Raw genomic sequence first — 15216 nt, 5'->3', positions numbered from 1 at the left:
AGTCCACATGCTGCACGGGACAAAATGGACCTGCAAGTCCAAAAACTGACGGCCAAGGGACAGGCCACCCGTGCCCGGATCGTCGACGGCGCCGCAGCCGAAATCCGGGAACGCGGTGTCGCGCAGACCACCATCGAAGACGTGATGGCACGTACCCGAACCTCGAAAAGCCAGATTTTCCATTACTTTCCGCACGGCAAAGACCAGCTGCTGCTCGCTGTCGCAACCCTCGAATCGCAGCGGGTACTCGACGACCAGCAGCCCCACCTGAGCTCGCTCACCTCGTGGGCCGCCTGGCAACGCTGGCGGGACATCGTGGTCGAGCGGTACCGCCGACAGGGCCAGAACTGCCCGATCGCCGTGCTGATGTCCGAGATCGGACGCACCAGTAGCGGCGCGCAGGCCGTCACCACCGAACTGATCGACTCGTGGCGGGGCGCCATCGCCGCCGGCATCACGGCAATGCAGCAGCAGGAGAAGATCGCCGGCACCGTCGACCCCGAGCGCGCGGCGGCCGCGCTGCTGGCCGGCATCCAGGGCGGCGTCGGGATCATGCTCGCCACCGGCGACCTCACCTATCTGGAGGCCGCCCTGGATGAGGGCATCGGGGCGCTGCGACAGCGATAGCTATTGCAGCGGAATGTCGTGCCCCGGACCGCGTTCCGACTCCGGCCGCACGCCGAACCACCGTCGCTCCGCTTCGGTGATCTGCAGACTGTTGATGCTGGCCTCCCGGCGCCGCATGAGTCAGGTGAAGGGCGGGACCCAACGGCCCGCCGCCCTTCACAACCGTAGGGGCATCGTCGACATTTCCTGCGGCTCACACGTCACCCGTAGTTGTTAGTTCGCCTACACGTCACCCCATCTGCGTTGACAGCTGTCAACGCCGCCGAGAAGGATCGACGGCGTGTCCGCCAAGACTGAAGAACAGGTATTCAACGAAATTGAGAGCCGCCTGACGGCCAAGTTTGCGGACCTGCCTCCGGCTCGCGTGACTACCGTCATCGACGGCGCGCGCGAGCAGTTCGCCGGCAGCACGATTCGGGACTTCGTACCGCTCCTCGTCGAGCGACGTGCCGACGACGAGTTGACCAGGCTCTTGGCCGACAGCTCCGACGCCCGGTAACTTCCTCACTCGGCATGGCGCCGAGTTTGCTGGCGCCACAACGGGTTCCAGTACCAACCCGTTACCCTCTGAGACCTTTCTGTGAGGACTTTGAGGCGATTGAAACGGTGCGGTCACGGTCGCAGCTCAGTCCCATGTCGAGCGCGCATCCGATTGAGAACATGTCTTGAACCGGCCTCCCGCGGTGCCCTACGGTTCAGCTGCGCAAATTTTCGGCGCTGGTAATTTAAGGGCACGTTCAAGGAGACGCCGGTGATGATCAGCTTTGGTCGAATCGCTGTGAAAGTAGTTGCCAGCGCCGGTGTGTGCGCTGCCGCCGTGGCCGTGAGCCCGACTGCAGCGGCAGTCCCACTCAAGACTGGCGGATACGCGTGCGACACGGGCGCCGCAGCGCCTGCAGCCGGGGCACCCGCCGCGGCAGCAGCTGCCGCGCCCTGCGCCGCCCCCGCCGTCGAATCGTCGGGCATCATCGGCCCCCTGGCCGCCGCTCCGGTGGTCCCGGCCGCGGTCCCGCCGGTTCCTGCGGTGGTCCCGCCGGTCCCGGTAGGCGTGCCTCCGGTCGTGCCGCCCATCCCCGCCGGCTTGCCGCTCGGCGCCCCGATCCCGATCGCCGCGGCTCCCGCCGCGATCCCGATGGACATGGGCGGCATCGCCGACGGCAAGGAAGCCCGCACCCTACGTCCCGTCGACGCCGGCGGCCCGACCCCGAACCTGCCGACCCAGCCGGGCCCGCAGAACTGAATCATCTAGCTGCACAACCGCTTTCACCGAAGCACCCGAGCCCTCGCGGCTCGGGTGCTTCGTGCGTTGTGGGGGTTGACCCTGTATTCAGGGTGAACTTGTGCGAGTGACGAGCACCGTGGACTCAAGGTCAACAGTCACCCCACGTTGACCCTGTACTGAGGGCGAACTTGTGCGAGTGACGACCGCCGTGGCCTCAGGGTCAACCGACGGCGGCAGCCCACACCTAGTGACCCTGTACTCAGGGCGCACTTGTGCGAGCGACGACCGCCGCGGCCTCAGGGTCAACGCGGCGCGAGAACGCGAATTGTCCTGCGGCGCAGGCTATGGCTCGATGATGACGGGATCGCCGACGTTGACGGTGTTGAAGTACCACTCGGCTCCCGCGGGCGCCAAACCAATACAACCGTGGCTGACGTTCTCGAAGCCCATCGACTCGACGGCCCAGGGCGCCGAATGCACGAACAGCCCGCGTTGGCTGATCCGTACCGCGAACTCGACCTCCGTCATGTACCCGTCCGGATGATCGACGGGAATGCCAACGCTGCTCGAATCCATAAGTACATTGCGGTCTTTCGCCAAGACGGTGTACTTGCCCGGCGGTGTCTCGTACTCCGGCCGACCCATGGTCGCCAACAGCACGCCCGACTCGCCGAGATGCGGAAGATGGTGCGGCGCCGGCATGTCCGGCGGAGTCTGACCGTCGATCGTGACGGTGAAGGTGTGATCGGCGACGTGAGCCGTCCCGATGACCGCCGGGCCCGTCGTCAACGCCATCGGCTGACCGCCGACCGTCAACTTGATCGTGCTGTGCGCGGGCCAGAAACCGTCTGGAACCCATTGCACCACTTTGTTATCCAGCCATTCGAACTTGCCCGTCATCGCGGGTGTCGATGTCACGTCCAGCGCCAGCTCGGCGGCCGCACGGTTGGTGATCGGCCGCTTGAACGTCACCACGATCGGGTGTGCGACGCCCACCGGAACGCCCTGCGTCGGCTGCGTCGACTCGATGATCGAGCCCAGTGGCAGTCGAATGCCTGCCGTCTCGATACCGAGCGCGCCGCCAGTGGTGGTCGTGGCGACCACGACCACGGCAAGGACACCGTGTACAAACACCCGCATCTATCCGACCCCTTCGTGCGCTGGCCGCATGGTTGAACTCCGTCATGGTATGGGCCGACGAACGCCGAAATCCGTACGGCGCGTCAATATTTCGGTCAAAGATTCGTCACGGATTGGCTACCCGATATCACGAAACGTGATGCCGATCGAGATGCCGGCCAGCGGGACGCGCGCCACCGACGACCGGCAATACCTGCCGACATCTGCGGTTTCCCGACATCCAAGGTTGACGAGGGCGACAATTACGGCCGGCGCCACGGAAGGGGCAAGCCATGACAACCGAGCGACTAGCGGTCCAGACCGCAGCCGACGAAGAATGTGTCGACTGCGGATACACACCAGAGCTGAAACGGACCCTCGGCGGCTTTCAGGTCTTCGCGGTCTCGTTCGCCTTCATGTCGGTGGCGGTCGGCATATTCGGCACCTACGACGACCTCCTCAGTACTTCGGGCCCAGTGGGCATCTGGCTGTGGGTGCTGGTCGCCGTCGGACAGACTCTGGTGGCCCTCGTGGTCGCACAGTTCGCCGCCCGCATCGCGCTCAGCGGATCGTCGTATCAGTGGGCGTCGCGGTTGGCCAATCCAAAAGTCGGCTGGTTGTTCGGCTGGCTGTCGTTCTGGTACCTCGCGATAGCGGTGGTGGCCGTGGACAACGCGTTGGCCAGCCAGGCCGTCATGCCGCTACTCGGCATGTCCGCCAGCGAAGACACCGCACGGGTGATCACGGTGGCGGTGTTGATCGCACAGACGATCCTGGTCATCGCCTCCACTCGCCTGCTCGGCCTGATCACCTCCGGCGCGGTGGGGCTGGAGCTCGCCATCATCGTGCTGATCGTGGTCGCGCTGGGGATCGTCATGGCCGTCACCGGCGACAGCAATGTCGACAACCTGACCAGCCGTGGAATCGCGTCGTCTTCCCCCGACTACTTCGCGGTCGGCGGCGGGTTGATGGCCGGCATGGTCATGGGGCTCACCACGCTTGTCGGTTTCGACTCGGCCGCGAACCTGGCCGAGGAGGCCAAGGATCCGTTCCGGAGCGTGCCGCGCGCCATCGTGGCGTCGGTCGTTGCGGCGGGTGTGGCCGGTCTGGTCTTCCTCATCGCCCTGACCATCGCGATCAAGGACGTCGGCGCGGTGAGCCACAGTGGTGCGCCGGTGGCCATGATCGTCCGCGAGCAGCTCGGATCCTTCACCGAACGAATCCTGTTGGCCGGCATTGCCTTTGCCATGTTCGGTGCCGGCATGGTGGTGATGGCGGCGTGCTCGAGGCAGGTTTTCGCGATGGCACGTGACGACCGCTTCCCCGCCCACGCGCTGATGCGCCGGGTCAATCCACGCACCCAGACACCGGTTCCCGCGACCCTGCTGATTCTGATCGTCGGGGTGGTGCTGATGGTGACCTTGCGCGGCGGGGCTCTCATCCAGCTGATCATTGCGTCGACGATCCTGCCGGCGCTGATCTACGGAGCCATCGTCGTGCTGTACCTCGCCGTCCGGAAACGTCTGGAACACAAGGAAGGTGGGTTCGGGCTGGGCCGCTTCGAACTGCCCGTCGCCGCCGTCGCACTGATCTGGGTGGTCTTCGCACTCTTCGTTCTCGTGACACCCGAATCCGCGCGGGTACCCAGCTTCATCGTGCTCGGCCTCATCGCCGTCGGCCTCGGATACTTCGTCAAGATATTGGTCTTCAATCGCGAGGTGCTCGACACCGAGCCCGGTATCGACGAATTCGCCGTGGCAGCGGCCGACCGATGATCCCGTTATCGTCCCGACCTGGGACGCTCACCGGACGGGTGGTGTGCGCGGATGACGCCGAATACGCCACAGCGTGCGCCGGATACAATCTGCTCTACACCAACCGGCCCGCGGCCATCGTATTTGCCAGGGAAACAACAGATGTCGTCAACGCTTTGGCGTGGGCACGCCACCACGGTGTGCCGGTCCGCGCGCGCAGCGGACGGCACTGCCTCGAAGGTTGGTCCACCGTCGACGACGGTCTGGTGATCGACGTCAGCGAGATCAAGTCGGTGACCGTCGACGCCGCGGCCAGGACCGCCACGGTCGGCGCCGGTCTCAATCAGTCCGAGACGGTCGCCGCACTGGGCGAGGCCGGCTTCGCCACCGCGACCGGAACCGAGGGCACCGTCGGGCTGGTCGGCGCGACGCTCGGCGGCGGCTTCGGGCTACTCACCCGGGCCTTCGGGATGGCGTGCGACAACCTGGTCGCCGCTGAGGTCGTCGTCGCCTCAGGTACCGGCGGCGCCGAGTCGGTTACCGCCGACCTGAACTCCAACCCGGATCTGTTGTGGGCCCTCCGGGGCGCCGGCAACGGCAATTTCGGCATCGTGACGTCACTGACCTACGCGATTCATCCACTGGCACAGACCATTTACATCGTCGCCAAGTGGTCCGGACTCGACGACCTGCCGGCGGTTTTCCAGGCATGGCAACACTGCGCACCATTCCTGGATCATCGCCTCACCACTCAATTGGAGATCCTGCGTGACCAGATTTCGATGATCGGCGTCCTCGTGTCCGGTTCGGAGACCGAGGCGCTGCAGATCCTGGCGCCGATCCTGTCTGTGGGCACACCCCGCGTCGAGGCGACGGCCGCGGATTGGGCCGGCACGTACGCCGGCTTTCAGATACCCGCCGAAGACGAAGCCGCGAATTGGAAGTTCTTGTCACAGTTCATCTCTCAGCCTTTTCCGCCCGAGGCCGTGCAGGTCATCGGCACCTACATGGCGGCTGCGCCCACCTCCACCTGCAACTATTTCACCAATGCGCTGGGTGGCGCAGTCACTATCAGCGAGCCACGCGGCGGCGCGGCCTACGCTCACCGCAACGCCCTCTTCTACGCCGAACCCGGCGCGGGGTGGGGCGTTCGCGGCGACATTCCCGCATCCGTTGACCCACTGACGGCGACCTGCCTGACCTGGATCGCCAAGTTCGGAGAAGCCTTGCAGCCCTTCATAACCGGCGCCTACACCAATGTCCCAAACGCCGGGATGCCCGACTGGGAATATGCGTATTGGGGAGCCAATGTCGACCGGCTGCGCGCCATCAAGGCCAAGTACGACCCGGAAAATATATTCCAGTTCGAGCAGAGCATCACCCTCGCGAAAGCGCATTCATGACTTTTCTCGCGAACAGACATAAAGCTGTCGTTCTTCACACGAATGCGACAGTTTTACGTCTGTTCGACAATTGCAGGAAAAGTGCAACAACTAACTCAGTTCACTTGGTAGCGACCCGCTGAATAGCGGAGAACCGCTGATAGGCGCCGAATTTCAATCTCGCTGACTGGGAAGTAGCAATCGTAAAGCCCTCGCGTGTCGATACGTTATTGCCGCCACACGTCCGTGGTATATCGAGGGGAGTTTTCGGTGAAGCGCTTGTCCGGCATGGATGCCATGTTCTTGTCCATGGAGGGCACCGAATGGCCTCAGCACACGCTGGGGTTGATGATTCTGGACCCCAGCGACGCGCCGGGATTCGACTTCGAGCACCTCCGCGCTCACCTGGATCGCCGCCTGCCCTACCTGCCGTCGTTCCGGCGCCGGATCCAAGAGGTTCCGCTGGGCCTGGACCGGCCCGTGTGGGTCGACGATCCCGCGTTCAAGCTCGACTACCACATCCACCGCGCGGCACTCCCCGCTCCCGGTGGCGAGAAAGAGCTCGCCGATGTCGTCGGCGAGATCCTGGCCCGTCAGCTCAACCGCAACCAGCCGCTGTGGGAGAGCTGGTTCGTCGAGGGCCTCGAAGGCGGCCGCGTCGCCTTCATCGCCAAGACCCACCACTCCATCGTCGACGGTGTGTCCGGCGCGGGCCTGTCGTCGGTCCTGTGCGACGTGACGCCGGACGCCACGAAGCCGATTGTGGACCTGCCCAACGAGGGCGAGCAGACGCGCCACTCAAGCCTCGAACTGTTCGCCAAGGGCGCGCTGACCGCTGCGAGCACGCCGCCGAAGGTCGTCCAGTACCTGGGCCAGACCGTCCGCAACGCGGTGACCACCATCAGCCACCTGCGGCGCGACGATCCGCCGCCACGCCCGATGAGTGCCCCCAAGACCAGCTTCAACGGCGCGCTCAGCTCGCACCGCAGCTTCGCGTACACGTCGCTGCCGATGGCCCACATCAAACACGTCAAGAACGGGCTCGGCGTCAAGGTCAACGACGTGATCCTGAGCGTCGTGGCCGGCGCACTGCGCACCTACCTGACCAAGCGCGACGCACTGCCCGAGACCCCGGTCCTGGCGACCGTGCCGATGTCGACGCGCGACGCGGGCGACGAAACCCCCGGTAACCACGTGCACACCATGATCGCCTCGATGTGCACCGACGTGGACGATCCGGTCGAGCGGCTGTCCGCCATCCACAACGGCATGAACAGCGCCAAGGCCCTGGCCGAGGACCTGCAGGCCGGCCAGTCCATCGGCCTCACCGACTTTGCGCCGCCGGTGCTGCTGAACCTGGTGTTCAAGGGTTTCCGCGCCGCCAAGCTCGAGGACAAGCTGCCGCTGGCCAGCAACCTCATCGTCTCGAACGTGCCCGGCCCGCCGCTTCAGCTGTACATGGCCGGCGCCAAGATCGAGCACATCGTGCCGGTCGGTCCGCTCACCGTCGGCATGGGCATCAACGTCACCGTCTTCAGCTACGGCGGCAACGTCGACGTCGGTATTCAGGCTGATCCGGACCTCGTCGAAGACCCGTGGGAGATCCTCGAGGGCGCCAAGGCCGAACTCGACCGGCTGCTCGCCGCATCCGGCTGGGTGGAGCCCGCACCGAAGAAGGACGCCCCGGCCGCCAAGCAAAAAGCAGACGCCGCAGTCCCACCGGGTGGGAGTTCGTCCGGCAGCGCCGAATAGATGTGATTGCCTTCACACGAGGGCGGACGCGACAGCGATCCGCGCCCTGACGACGTCGAAAGGAAGTTGCTGCGATGGCAGATTCGGATAGCTTGTCGGACGTGGTGGCGATCGTCACCGGTGGCTCACGCGGTCTCGGTGCATCGATGGCCCGGCACATCGCGGCCGGCGGCGGCAAGGTCGTCATCGCTGACGTCCTCGACGACGAGGGCAAGCAACTGGCCACCGAACTCGGGGACGCGGCCCGGTACGCGCACCTCGACGTCACCGACCGCGCCCAGTGGGACGCCGCCGTCGCACTGACGGTCGCCGAGTTCGGCAAGATCACCGGTCTGGTCAACAACGCGGGCATCTCCACCGGCCAATTCATCGAGCACGAGCCCCTGGATCACTTCCGCACCGTGCTCGACGTCAACCTGGTCGGTGTCTTCAACGGCATCCAGGCCGTCATCGCACCGATGCGTGCTGCCGGCGGCGGTTCCATCGTCAACATCTCGTCGGCCGCCGGCCTGATGGGCCTGGCCCTGACCGCCGGCTACGGCGCCTCCAAGTGGGCGGTGCGTGGCCTCAGCAAGATCGCCGCTGTCGAACTGGGCACCGACCGGATCCGAGTCAACTCCGTGCACCCCGGCATGACCTACACGCCGATGACGGCTGCTGTCGGCATCCAGCAGGGCGAGGGCAACTACCCCAACACCCCGATGGGTCGCGTCGGCGAGGCCGACGAGATCGCCGGCGTCGTGACCTACCTGCTCTCCCGCGCTGCCTCGTACGTCACCGGCGCCGAGATCGCGGTCGACGGCGGCTGGACCACCGGCCCCACCGTCAAGTACGTGATGGGTCAATAACTGAACAGGTGACCAGCCAATCGTCCGTCAGGACAGTGTGTTTGAGCTCAACGCGGGTGCGCGCCGATGGCCATCGGCGCGCATCTGCGGGCGGGACGACTTCAAGCAAGGAGACAATGGTGTCTGCCCGACTGAGGAACGATGAGTTGCCCGAGCCGCCCATGGTGAGCCGTCCGGAGTGCATGGACATCAACGAGCGCATGGCCGTGGCCCCGCACATCGCCATCGACGAAGCCGTGCTCGCCGTCATGCGCCTGCGCCAGCCGAAGCTGCCGACAGAAGCCGCTCCGGAACGGCTCGCCGCCGACTTGGACAAGGCCGCGGCCATGTTCAAGAGGCGCGGCTGGGTCTCCAAACCATCGAAGTACCACCGCACTCCGCCGAAGCTGAACGACGCCGACGTCCTGCACTGGAGCACCCACAACGGACCGCTGCGCCACGAGTCGATGTCCTTCACATCGGAATTCGACGTCCGGTCATTCGAACTGGGCGCGGGCCGCTGGCCCGGCAATGACCGCAACGACACCGTCACGGTCCGGCTGCTGCGCCGCCCCGACTCCCCCGCCCCGTGGGTCGTCATCCTGCATGGCTTCGGGATGGGGTCGTCACGTTTCGACCTGAACGTACTCTGGGCCAACTACCTGCACCACAAGCTCGGATACAATGTGGCACTTCCGATTTCGCCGCTACACGGGCCTCGGCGCGAGTCCGCCGACGGACAGCTGCTGTCGCTGGATCTGACCTCGATGCTGCACGGCATCACCCAGGCGGTGTGGGATGTCCGCCGATTGGTGAGCTGGATTCGCAGCACCACCGATGCCCCGGTGGGCCTCTATGGCGTTTCACTCGGTGGCTACCTGTCCACCGTGCTGGCCGGGCTGGAACGCTTCGACGCGGTGGCCGCGGCGCTGCCGTTCGCCGATCCGTTGGCCCTGCTGACCCACCACGGGCCGCCCGAAGAGTACCGGGACGTCATCGCGTCCGACGACGCCCGGACCGTCTTCCAGGTGGTGTCCCCATTGGCGCTGCCGACGGTCGTCGCGCCACGGGACCGGACGCTGTTCATCGCCAGGGCGGATCGGCTGATCCCGGTGGAACAGTCTGAGGCACTGGCTGATTCGTGGCACGCCGACCATGTGCGCTGGGTCAACGCCGGGCACGTCGGGTTCACCTGGACCCGCGCGGCGCGCGGAATTCTGGGCCGTCGCTTCCGGGAGTCGCTGGGCACCGCCTAGTCCGGTATCCCGGTGAGCGGCACACACGACGTCCCGACGGTTGACGCAGTAGCGATGATTGATCATGGCGAACTCCGGACCGTTCCCGTCCTGGGACTCGTTTCCGAGCTGGGACTCGCTCCCCAACTGGGATGCGTTCAAGCCGCTGGACGCGCTGTCGTCCTTCTGGTCATCGACCGCGGGCAGTGCGCTCACCAGCGGGCCGGCCGGGGCCTACAAGAGCCTGTTCGACACGTTGCGCAAGCAGCTCGTCGGCCGCCGGATGACCGTCAAGCTCAAGTCCGGCGAGATGACGCTGACGGTCACCGCGATCGACGCCGATCTCGACATGCGCAGTCTGTCGGTCGGGCAACTGGGCGACGTCTCCATCTCGGCGTCCGACATCGTTTGGAACGGATGGCAATTCGACAAGGCCACTGCCTTCCTGCACAACGTGCACATCAAACCCAGCAACACGCCGGTGCTGGTTGCGGCACCGCTCGACCTGACCATCGAAATGTCCACCACGGCGCTCGACGAGATGATCGACAAGGCGTCGTCGCTGCCGGGTCGTGCCGCGCCGCGGCTGCTCGGCCAGATCGACGCCGGTGGCGTCGCTCAAATCCGTTGGGCCCGAAAGCCTGACATCGGTCACCTCGAGGTCGACGCGACCATCGACGGGTCGACGTTGTTGATCAAACCGAGGATGGTCGCGCTGCGCAAAGCCCGGTGGCACCTGCCGAATCGCGTGCCCGCCTACCGGATTCAGCTGCCGAAGCTGCCCCGCGAACTCACGCCGACGTCCGTCAGCTTCAGTCCGGAAACCTTGCAGCTGACCGGCCGGATGCCGGAATGGCGGGTCGAGGTGCCGCGGCGGCGGATCGAGGAGGCCATCAGCCAACTCAACCAGGTGGGCAGGTCGCTCAACCTGAGCTGGATGGGCCGCGCGCTCTAGCCGCCGATTGCCGGGATGCGATCTCCGAAGAGCCGCAACGCATTCTCGTAGCCCACCTTGCGCCGGTCCGGCTCGTCCATCGGATACGACGCCAGGAAGTTCGCCCCATCGACATTGTCGTCCATCGGGTAATCCACCGAGAACATGACGCGGTCGGTGCCCATGACCGACAACGTGCACGCCATGGCCGGAGGCGAGAAGTTGCCGCTCGTGGTGAAGTAGAAGTTGTTCCGCAGGTACTCCGACGGCAGCTTCTGCAAGTGGCCGCCCGAGCCGCCCAGCCCGTAGTACCGATCGGTGCGAAAAGCGGTGAACGGCAACATCTCTCCGAGATGGCCGAGGATCATCTGCAGGTTCGGGTGGCGGTCGAACAGCCCCGAGTAGATCAGCCGCAGCGCGTGCGTCCCCGCTTCGACGGCGAACCCCCACGACGCCAGGTGCAGACCCTGGTCGACGTACGGCGCGAACCAGGCGTCCATCACCGCCGGGTGCGGGGTGGTCGGATGCAGATAGAGCGGGACACCGAGCGTCTCAGCGGTGTCGAACAGCGCCCCATAGGCGGGGTCGTCCAGGTAGCGGCCATGGGTGTGGCCGTTGATGAGGGCGCCCACCAGTCCGAGATCAACGACGGCCCTTCGTAATTCGGCCACCGCCGCCTCGGGGTCCTGGGTGGCGAGCGTGGCGAAGCCCCCGAACCGGTCGGGGTACTGGCGCACAGTCTCGGCTAGATCGTCGTTGGCGCGGCGCGCGTAGTCGACGGCGAGCGCGGCGTCGTCGTACTCCTGCACCCCCGGGTCGAACAGCGACAGGATCTGGAAGTCGATGCCGGCGGCGTCCATCTGCTCCAGCCGGAGCGGCCCGCGATCGTAGAGCCGATCGAAGCCGGTGCGGTTGTTGGACTCCAGCCATGTCGCGACCACGTTGCCGTCGCTCGCCGGATTCCAGGCGTAGTGCTCTTCCAGCGCGATCAGATGCATAGGCCGAGGATAGGTCAGAGAGCGAACACTTGGCCGTCGCGCGCGACGGTGATCTTGCCCTGGTAACGGCTGCCGATCGCGTCCCGCCACTTCGAGTCGGGCAGGTCGGTGGGCGAATAGTGGCTCAACACAACATGCTTGGCGCCCGCGGCTGCGGCGACTTCACCGACCTGCTCGGCGGAGGTATGCGAACGGACCAGATATCCCGGCGGGAACCTGCTGTTGTTACCGCCGTCGGCCAGGCTGAACTGCGCCTCATGCACCAGGATATCGGTGCCCTGCGCCAGCGCGATCAGATTGTCGGACTTGGTCGTGTCGCCCGAGAAGGTCACCGACACACCAGATTTCACCAGGTCGAACCGGAAGGCGAAGGCCGGGTAGACGTCGTAGTGGCTCACCAGGGTCGCGGTGACCCGCACGTTGTCGTCCACCATCACCGAGAATGGGTCGGTGCGCGGCGACCTGTTCCGGTAGTCCGAGCCGGGTGGCACGACGACTTCGTTCACGTTGACCAAGCTTTGGATGTCATCGGTGCCCATGTCCCGGATGAAGATGTTGCTGGTGTAGGCGAAAGCCCGGTGCAACGCATCGGTCATGGCCGCGATCCCCGGCGTGGGGTTGGCCGGTTCGACGGTCGGTGGGTTGGGGTTGCCGACCTCGCTGGGCGGCAGACCACCGGCCGGGCCCGGCCCGTACACCGTCACCGCGCCCTTGCCCGGCGAGGCGGTGTAGCCGCCGGACAGGAAGAAGCTGTAGTAATCGACGATGTGATCGGTGTGCAGGTGCGTGATGAAGAGGCTGCGCAGCTGGTCGAATCTCAGGCCCGCATTGGTGAACGCGTTCAAAGAGCCTAGGCCGCAGTCGATTTGGTAGACGTCGCCGCCGATCTTGAGCGCCGATGAGATGCCCGTCCGGTTGGGCACCGGCGGCGGACCCGCCTGCACCCCGAGCGTGATCAGTGCGTTCTGCGGCAGCTCATTGCCCCGCGGCTCGGCTGAACTGCCCGCCGACGTCGCCAGCGCCGCGCCGCCGAGCAGCGCCGACACCGAGGCGGCAATCGCGGTCCGCCGGGAGATCGCGTCGACGCTGTCGGCGCAGTCAGGGCCACACCCATGCATGACGGCAAGGTATCGCCCTTTCGCCGAAACCTCCGTCCCGGCGCGCGGTAATCAGTGCGCCGCGTTGCGAGCCAGGTCGATGGCGTACGACCTCACGAAGGTGCCCGCACCGGGCTCCCCACGGCCGCATGACCCGTCGGACTCTCCGACCCGCTTGACCCACAGGTACGCGTCAGCGTGCGCGCCCGCGGTGTCGGTGGTCGGCGCGGCACCCAGTGCACGGCCATCGGGGTTGCACCAGTACATCGGGTCGCCCTCGGCCGGCCCGGCACCGTTGCGCGAGGTGTCGATGACGTAGTGCGCGCCGTTGGTCAGTCCGGAGATCGCCTCGCCGTAGCCGATTTCCTCACCGGTGGTGAAGTAGTTCGTCGTGTTGAGGCTGAAACCACGCGCCTTCGCGACACCGACGTCGTTGAGCCGCGAGGCCATCGTCTCGGCGCTCACCCAGCGCGAGTGTCCGGCGTCGATGTAGACCGCCGCGGCCGGGTCGCGGGTCAGGGTGTCGACGGCGTAGCGGATCAGGTCGTAGCGCTCCTGACGCTGACCGGCGGACAGGCAGTCGGCCATGGCGAGCGCGTCGGGTTCGACGATGATCGCCGCGGGCGAGCCACCGAGGCCTGCCGCGACGCTGTCGATCCAGCCCCGGTAGCTGTCGGCCGATCCGAAGCCGCCTGCTGCGTAACTGCCACAGTCGCGGTGCGGGATGGCGTACAGAACGAGCACCGGCGTGGCGCCCGCGGCGTTAGCGGCGCCGGTGAGCCCGGCGACGGTGCCGCCGACCGTGGAGGCGGGGAACGCCTGATCCAGCCAGTAGGCCTGCGGCGTGTTGGCGATGGCGGTCAGCTCGGGGCTGGGCGGGTCAGCCTGCGCGGCGGCAGTCCGGGCCTTCGAGATGGGGTCAGCGTAGAAGGGCCGGCCGGCCAGCGGGTTGCCGCCGTCGACCAGGCGGATCGCCGGGGCGTCGGCGCGCGGAGCCGGGTCGAGGGACAGGCCCACGCTCGCGACCGCGGCAACAGCGAGGAAAGGAGCAGTCCAGCGGGCAACAACGCCAACAGCTGAGGAGATCACCTCAAGGAAAATAGTTCGAGTTGGTCAATAAGCGCCAATCGGGGGCCAAAGTTGGTGTGCGAGTGATCGATGTGGCGACTTGCCGCGCCGACTCCCCTGCGAGGTGACCCGCATCCTGGCCCCGCGAACACCAGGATCATCTCGGCCTTCCTACCGGGCTCCATCAGTCGCAGTGTGTATGTATGACGACGAGTGAGGCTCACGAGCTCCCCTTCAGCGGGGTCCGGGCGCGGTTCGACAGTGACAAGACGTTCGATGAGCTGCGCGACGACTTGCTCGCCGATATCGGTACAGAACCCGCGCAGATAACGGATCTCCGGGCGTTGGCCGATCGCGACTGGAACGCGTTCGCGGCAGACGTCCAGCGCCAGGCCGGGCCGAGCGATTTCATGTTGATGCACCTGATCGACCACGGGTCCTGGCTCCCAGCAGCCGGCGTAGAACGCAAGGTCCTCCGCGTCATACTCGGCAATCCGCTCATCGCAATCACCATGATTCGTCACGACCTCACAGCCGGGCTGTTCGCTCCCGTGGAAGTTCTTCTGACGGAAGAGGCCGACAACCGGAGCGCCCTGACCTACGTCAAGCCGTCGTCGCTGATGGTTGTCGAGGAAAACCCGCCGCTGCTGGCGGCGGCACTTGTGTTGGACGACAAACTCGCCGCCCTGGCCAAGAAGATCGCGAGCACCGGCGATGCACCATGAACTCCGCGTCGGCTCTCCCCCAAACACACGCGATCTGAAGGCGTCAACTTTCCTTGACGTCAAGGAAAGTTGACGGCGCCCGGCGAAACAGGGCCGAGGAACAGCCGCACTCGTCCTAGCGGCGCCCGCCGCCGCCACCCCAGTGGTTGATCACGCCCGCACCGGGATAGAGGTACCACTCGTCGTCGCCGAACGGGAACTCGTCGTTGTCCGCGATGACCGATGGCGAAGCCGCCGGCACCGAGGTCGGACCACTGATTTCACTGCCCTGACAGACGGTGACCGAGGGGTCGCAGATGTCGGCCTGTGCGGCCGGGGCGACCAGGATGCCCACTGCCACGCCTGCGGCCGCGAAGAGCGTCGCCTTCTTCTTCAGATCCATGGCGGTTCCCTTTCGCTGTCCGCAGACTGTGTGTGCACGAAACTACCGCCGCGCGTCACTGTCCGCGCGGGGCCGCGCCTGCCGACCCCTGCGC

Annotated in this window: 15 protein-coding genes; 10 read left to right on the top strand and 5 right to left on the bottom strand. The window is 66.0% G+C overall.

The genetic code is table 11. The annotated features are described in order from the left end of the window. Positions 1–24 precede the first annotated feature (24 nt). The 3 genes from A7G45_RS06555 (at position 25) to A7G45_RS06540 (ending at position 1867) form a co-directional block, all read left to right on the top strand. Positions 25–627 (top strand): TetR/AcrR family transcriptional regulator, encoded by a 603-nt coding sequence (locus tag A7G45_RS06555; protein WP_071288617.1) that lies wholly within the window; start codon positions 25–27, stop codon positions 625–627. Between the two features lie 280 nt (positions 628–907). Beyond that, positions 908–1126 (top strand): three-helix bundle dimerization domain-containing protein, encoded by a 219-nt coding sequence (locus A7G45_RS06545; RefSeq protein WP_043391743.1) that lies wholly within the window; start codon positions 908–910, stop codon positions 1124–1126. A 255-nt stretch (positions 1127–1381) separates the two neighbouring features. After that, entirely contained in the window at positions 1382–1867 is a 486-nt protein-coding gene (locus A7G45_RS06540) for a hypothetical protein (RefSeq protein ID WP_043391742.1), read from the top strand. A 324-nt stretch (positions 1868–2191) separates the two neighbouring features. Here A7G45_RS06540 and A7G45_RS06535 read toward each other — a convergent pair whose 3' ends face one another. Further along, positions 2192–2989, bottom strand: a complete 798-nt coding sequence (locus A7G45_RS06535) for a L,D-transpeptidase (protein ID WP_043391739.1) — start codon at positions 2987–2989, stop codon at positions 2192–2194. Between the two features lie 272 nt (positions 2990–3261). Here A7G45_RS06535 and A7G45_RS06530 point away from each other — a divergent pair, with 272 nt between their 5' ends. The 6 genes from A7G45_RS06530 to A7G45_RS06505 all read left to right on the top strand — a co-directional run bounded on the left by A7G45_RS06530 (position 3262) and on the right by A7G45_RS06505 (position 10873). Further along, positions 3262–4743, top strand: coding sequence for an APC family permease (locus A7G45_RS06530; RefSeq protein WP_260935099.1), 1482 nt, complete (start codon positions 3262–3264; stop codon positions 4741–4743). Further along, on the top strand, positions 4740–6125 hold the full coding sequence (locus A7G45_RS06525; protein WP_260935098.1) for an FAD-binding oxidoreductase: 1386 nt from the start codon (positions 4740–4742) through the stop codon (positions 6123–6125). Before A7G45_RS06530 ends, A7G45_RS06525 begins: the two co-directional genes overlap by 4 nt. A gap of 249 nt (positions 6126–6374) precedes the next feature. Further along, positions 6375–7856, top strand: a complete 1482-nt coding sequence (locus A7G45_RS06520) for a WS/DGAT/MGAT family O-acyltransferase (RefSeq protein WP_260935096.1) — start codon at positions 6375–6377, stop codon at positions 7854–7856. Between the two features lie 74 nt (positions 7857–7930). After that, positions 7931–8704 (top strand): glucose 1-dehydrogenase, encoded by a 774-nt coding sequence (locus A7G45_RS06515; protein WP_260935095.1) that lies wholly within the window; start codon positions 7931–7933, stop codon positions 8702–8704. Positions 8705–8823: 119 nt separating this feature from the next. Continuing rightward, positions 8824–9939 (top strand): alpha/beta hydrolase, encoded by a 1116-nt coding sequence (locus A7G45_RS06510; protein ID WP_260935093.1) that lies wholly within the window; start codon positions 8824–8826, stop codon positions 9937–9939. A 64-nt stretch (positions 9940–10003) separates the two neighbouring features. Next, positions 10004–10873, top strand: coding sequence for a hypothetical protein (locus A7G45_RS06505; RefSeq protein WP_260935091.1), 870 nt, complete (start codon positions 10004–10006; stop codon positions 10871–10873). On the opposite strand, the gene A7G45_RS06500 is transcribed toward A7G45_RS06505, so the two are convergent. Genes A7G45_RS06500 through A7G45_RS06490 form a run of 3 tightly spaced genes read right to left on the bottom strand, consistent with a single transcriptional unit; the run spans position 10870 to position 14036 of the window. Further along, positions 10870–11850, bottom strand: a complete 981-nt coding sequence (locus A7G45_RS06500) for an amidohydrolase family protein (RefSeq protein ID WP_260935089.1) — start codon at positions 11848–11850, stop codon at positions 10870–10872. The two genes, A7G45_RS06505 and A7G45_RS06500, sit on opposite strands and share 4 nt — an antisense overlap. A gap of 14 nt (positions 11851–11864) precedes the next feature. Next, positions 11865–12968, bottom strand: coding sequence for an MBL fold metallo-hydrolase (locus A7G45_RS06495; protein ID WP_071288625.1), 1104 nt, complete (start codon positions 12966–12968; stop codon positions 11865–11867). 51 nt (positions 12969–13019) lie between these two features. After that, complete coding sequence (locus A7G45_RS06490; RefSeq protein WP_071288626.1) at positions 13020–14036, bottom strand: glycoside hydrolase family 6 protein; 1017 nt, start codon at positions 14034–14036, stop codon at positions 13020–13022. Positions 14037–14218: 182 nt separating this feature from the next. Between A7G45_RS06490 and A7G45_RS06485 the strand changes: the two genes are divergently transcribed. Further along, a complete protein-coding gene (locus tag A7G45_RS06485; protein ID WP_071288627.1) occupies positions 14219–14740 on the top strand; it encodes a DUF302 domain-containing protein in 522 nt (173 codons plus the stop codon). A gap of 115 nt (positions 14741–14855) precedes the next feature. Here the strand turns inward: A7G45_RS06485 and A7G45_RS06480 are convergent, their stop codons facing one another. Next, positions 14856–15122 (bottom strand): hypothetical protein, encoded by a 267-nt coding sequence (locus tag A7G45_RS06480; protein WP_071288628.1) that lies wholly within the window; start codon positions 15120–15122, stop codon positions 14856–14858. Positions 15123–15216: the final 94 nt, after the last annotated feature.

It is taken from the genome of Mycolicibacterium llatzerense (assembly GCF_025331195.1).
GTDB classification, from domain to species: domain Bacteria; phylum Actinomycetota; class Actinomycetes; order Mycobacteriales; family Mycobacteriaceae; genus Mycobacterium; species Mycobacterium llatzerense.
Note: the sequence above shows the minus strand (reverse complement) of the source record. Positions and strands in the feature narration are given on the sequence as shown.

Bases quoted from the DNA above. Each gene is read 5' to 3' on its own strand.
- A7G45_RS06555 (WP_071288617.1), top strand. From the start codon at position 25: ATGGACCTGCAAGTCCAAAAACTGACGGCCAAGGGACAGGCCACCCGT.
- A7G45_RS06540 (WP_043391742.1), top strand. From the start codon at position 1,382: ATGATCAGCTTTGGTCGAATCGCTGTGAAAGTAGTTGCCAGCGCCGGT.
- A7G45_RS06535 (WP_043391739.1), bottom strand. From the start codon at position 2,989: ATGCGGGTGTTTGTACACGGTGTCCTTGCCGTGGTCGTGGTCGCCACG.
- A7G45_RS06530 (WP_260935099.1), top strand. From the start codon at position 3,262: ATGACAACCGAGCGACTAGCGGTCCAGACCGCAGCCGACGAAGAATGT.
- A7G45_RS06525 (WP_260935098.1), top strand. From the start codon at position 4,740: ATGATCCCGTTATCGTCCCGACCTGGGACGCTCACCGGACGGGTGGTG.
- A7G45_RS06515 (WP_260935095.1), top strand. From the start codon at position 7,931: ATGGCAGATTCGGATAGCTTGTCGGACGTGGTGGCGATCGTCACCGGT.
- A7G45_RS06505 (WP_260935091.1), top strand. From the start codon at position 10,004: ATGGCGAACTCCGGACCGTTCCCGTCCTGGGACTCGTTTCCGAGCTGG.
- A7G45_RS06500 (WP_260935089.1), bottom strand. From the start codon at position 11,850: ATGCATCTGATCGCGCTGGAAGAGCACTACGCCTGGAATCCGGCGAGC.
- A7G45_RS06495 (WP_071288625.1), bottom strand. From the start codon at position 12,968: ATGCATGGGTGTGGCCCTGACTGCGCCGACAGCGTCGACGCGATCTCC.
- A7G45_RS06485 (WP_071288627.1), top strand. From the start codon at position 14,219: ATGACGACGAGTGAGGCTCACGAGCTCCCCTTCAGCGGGGTCCGGGCG.
- A7G45_RS06480 (WP_071288628.1), bottom strand. From the start codon at position 15,122: ATGGATCTGAAGAAGAAGGCGACGCTCTTCGCGGCCGCAGGCGTGGCA.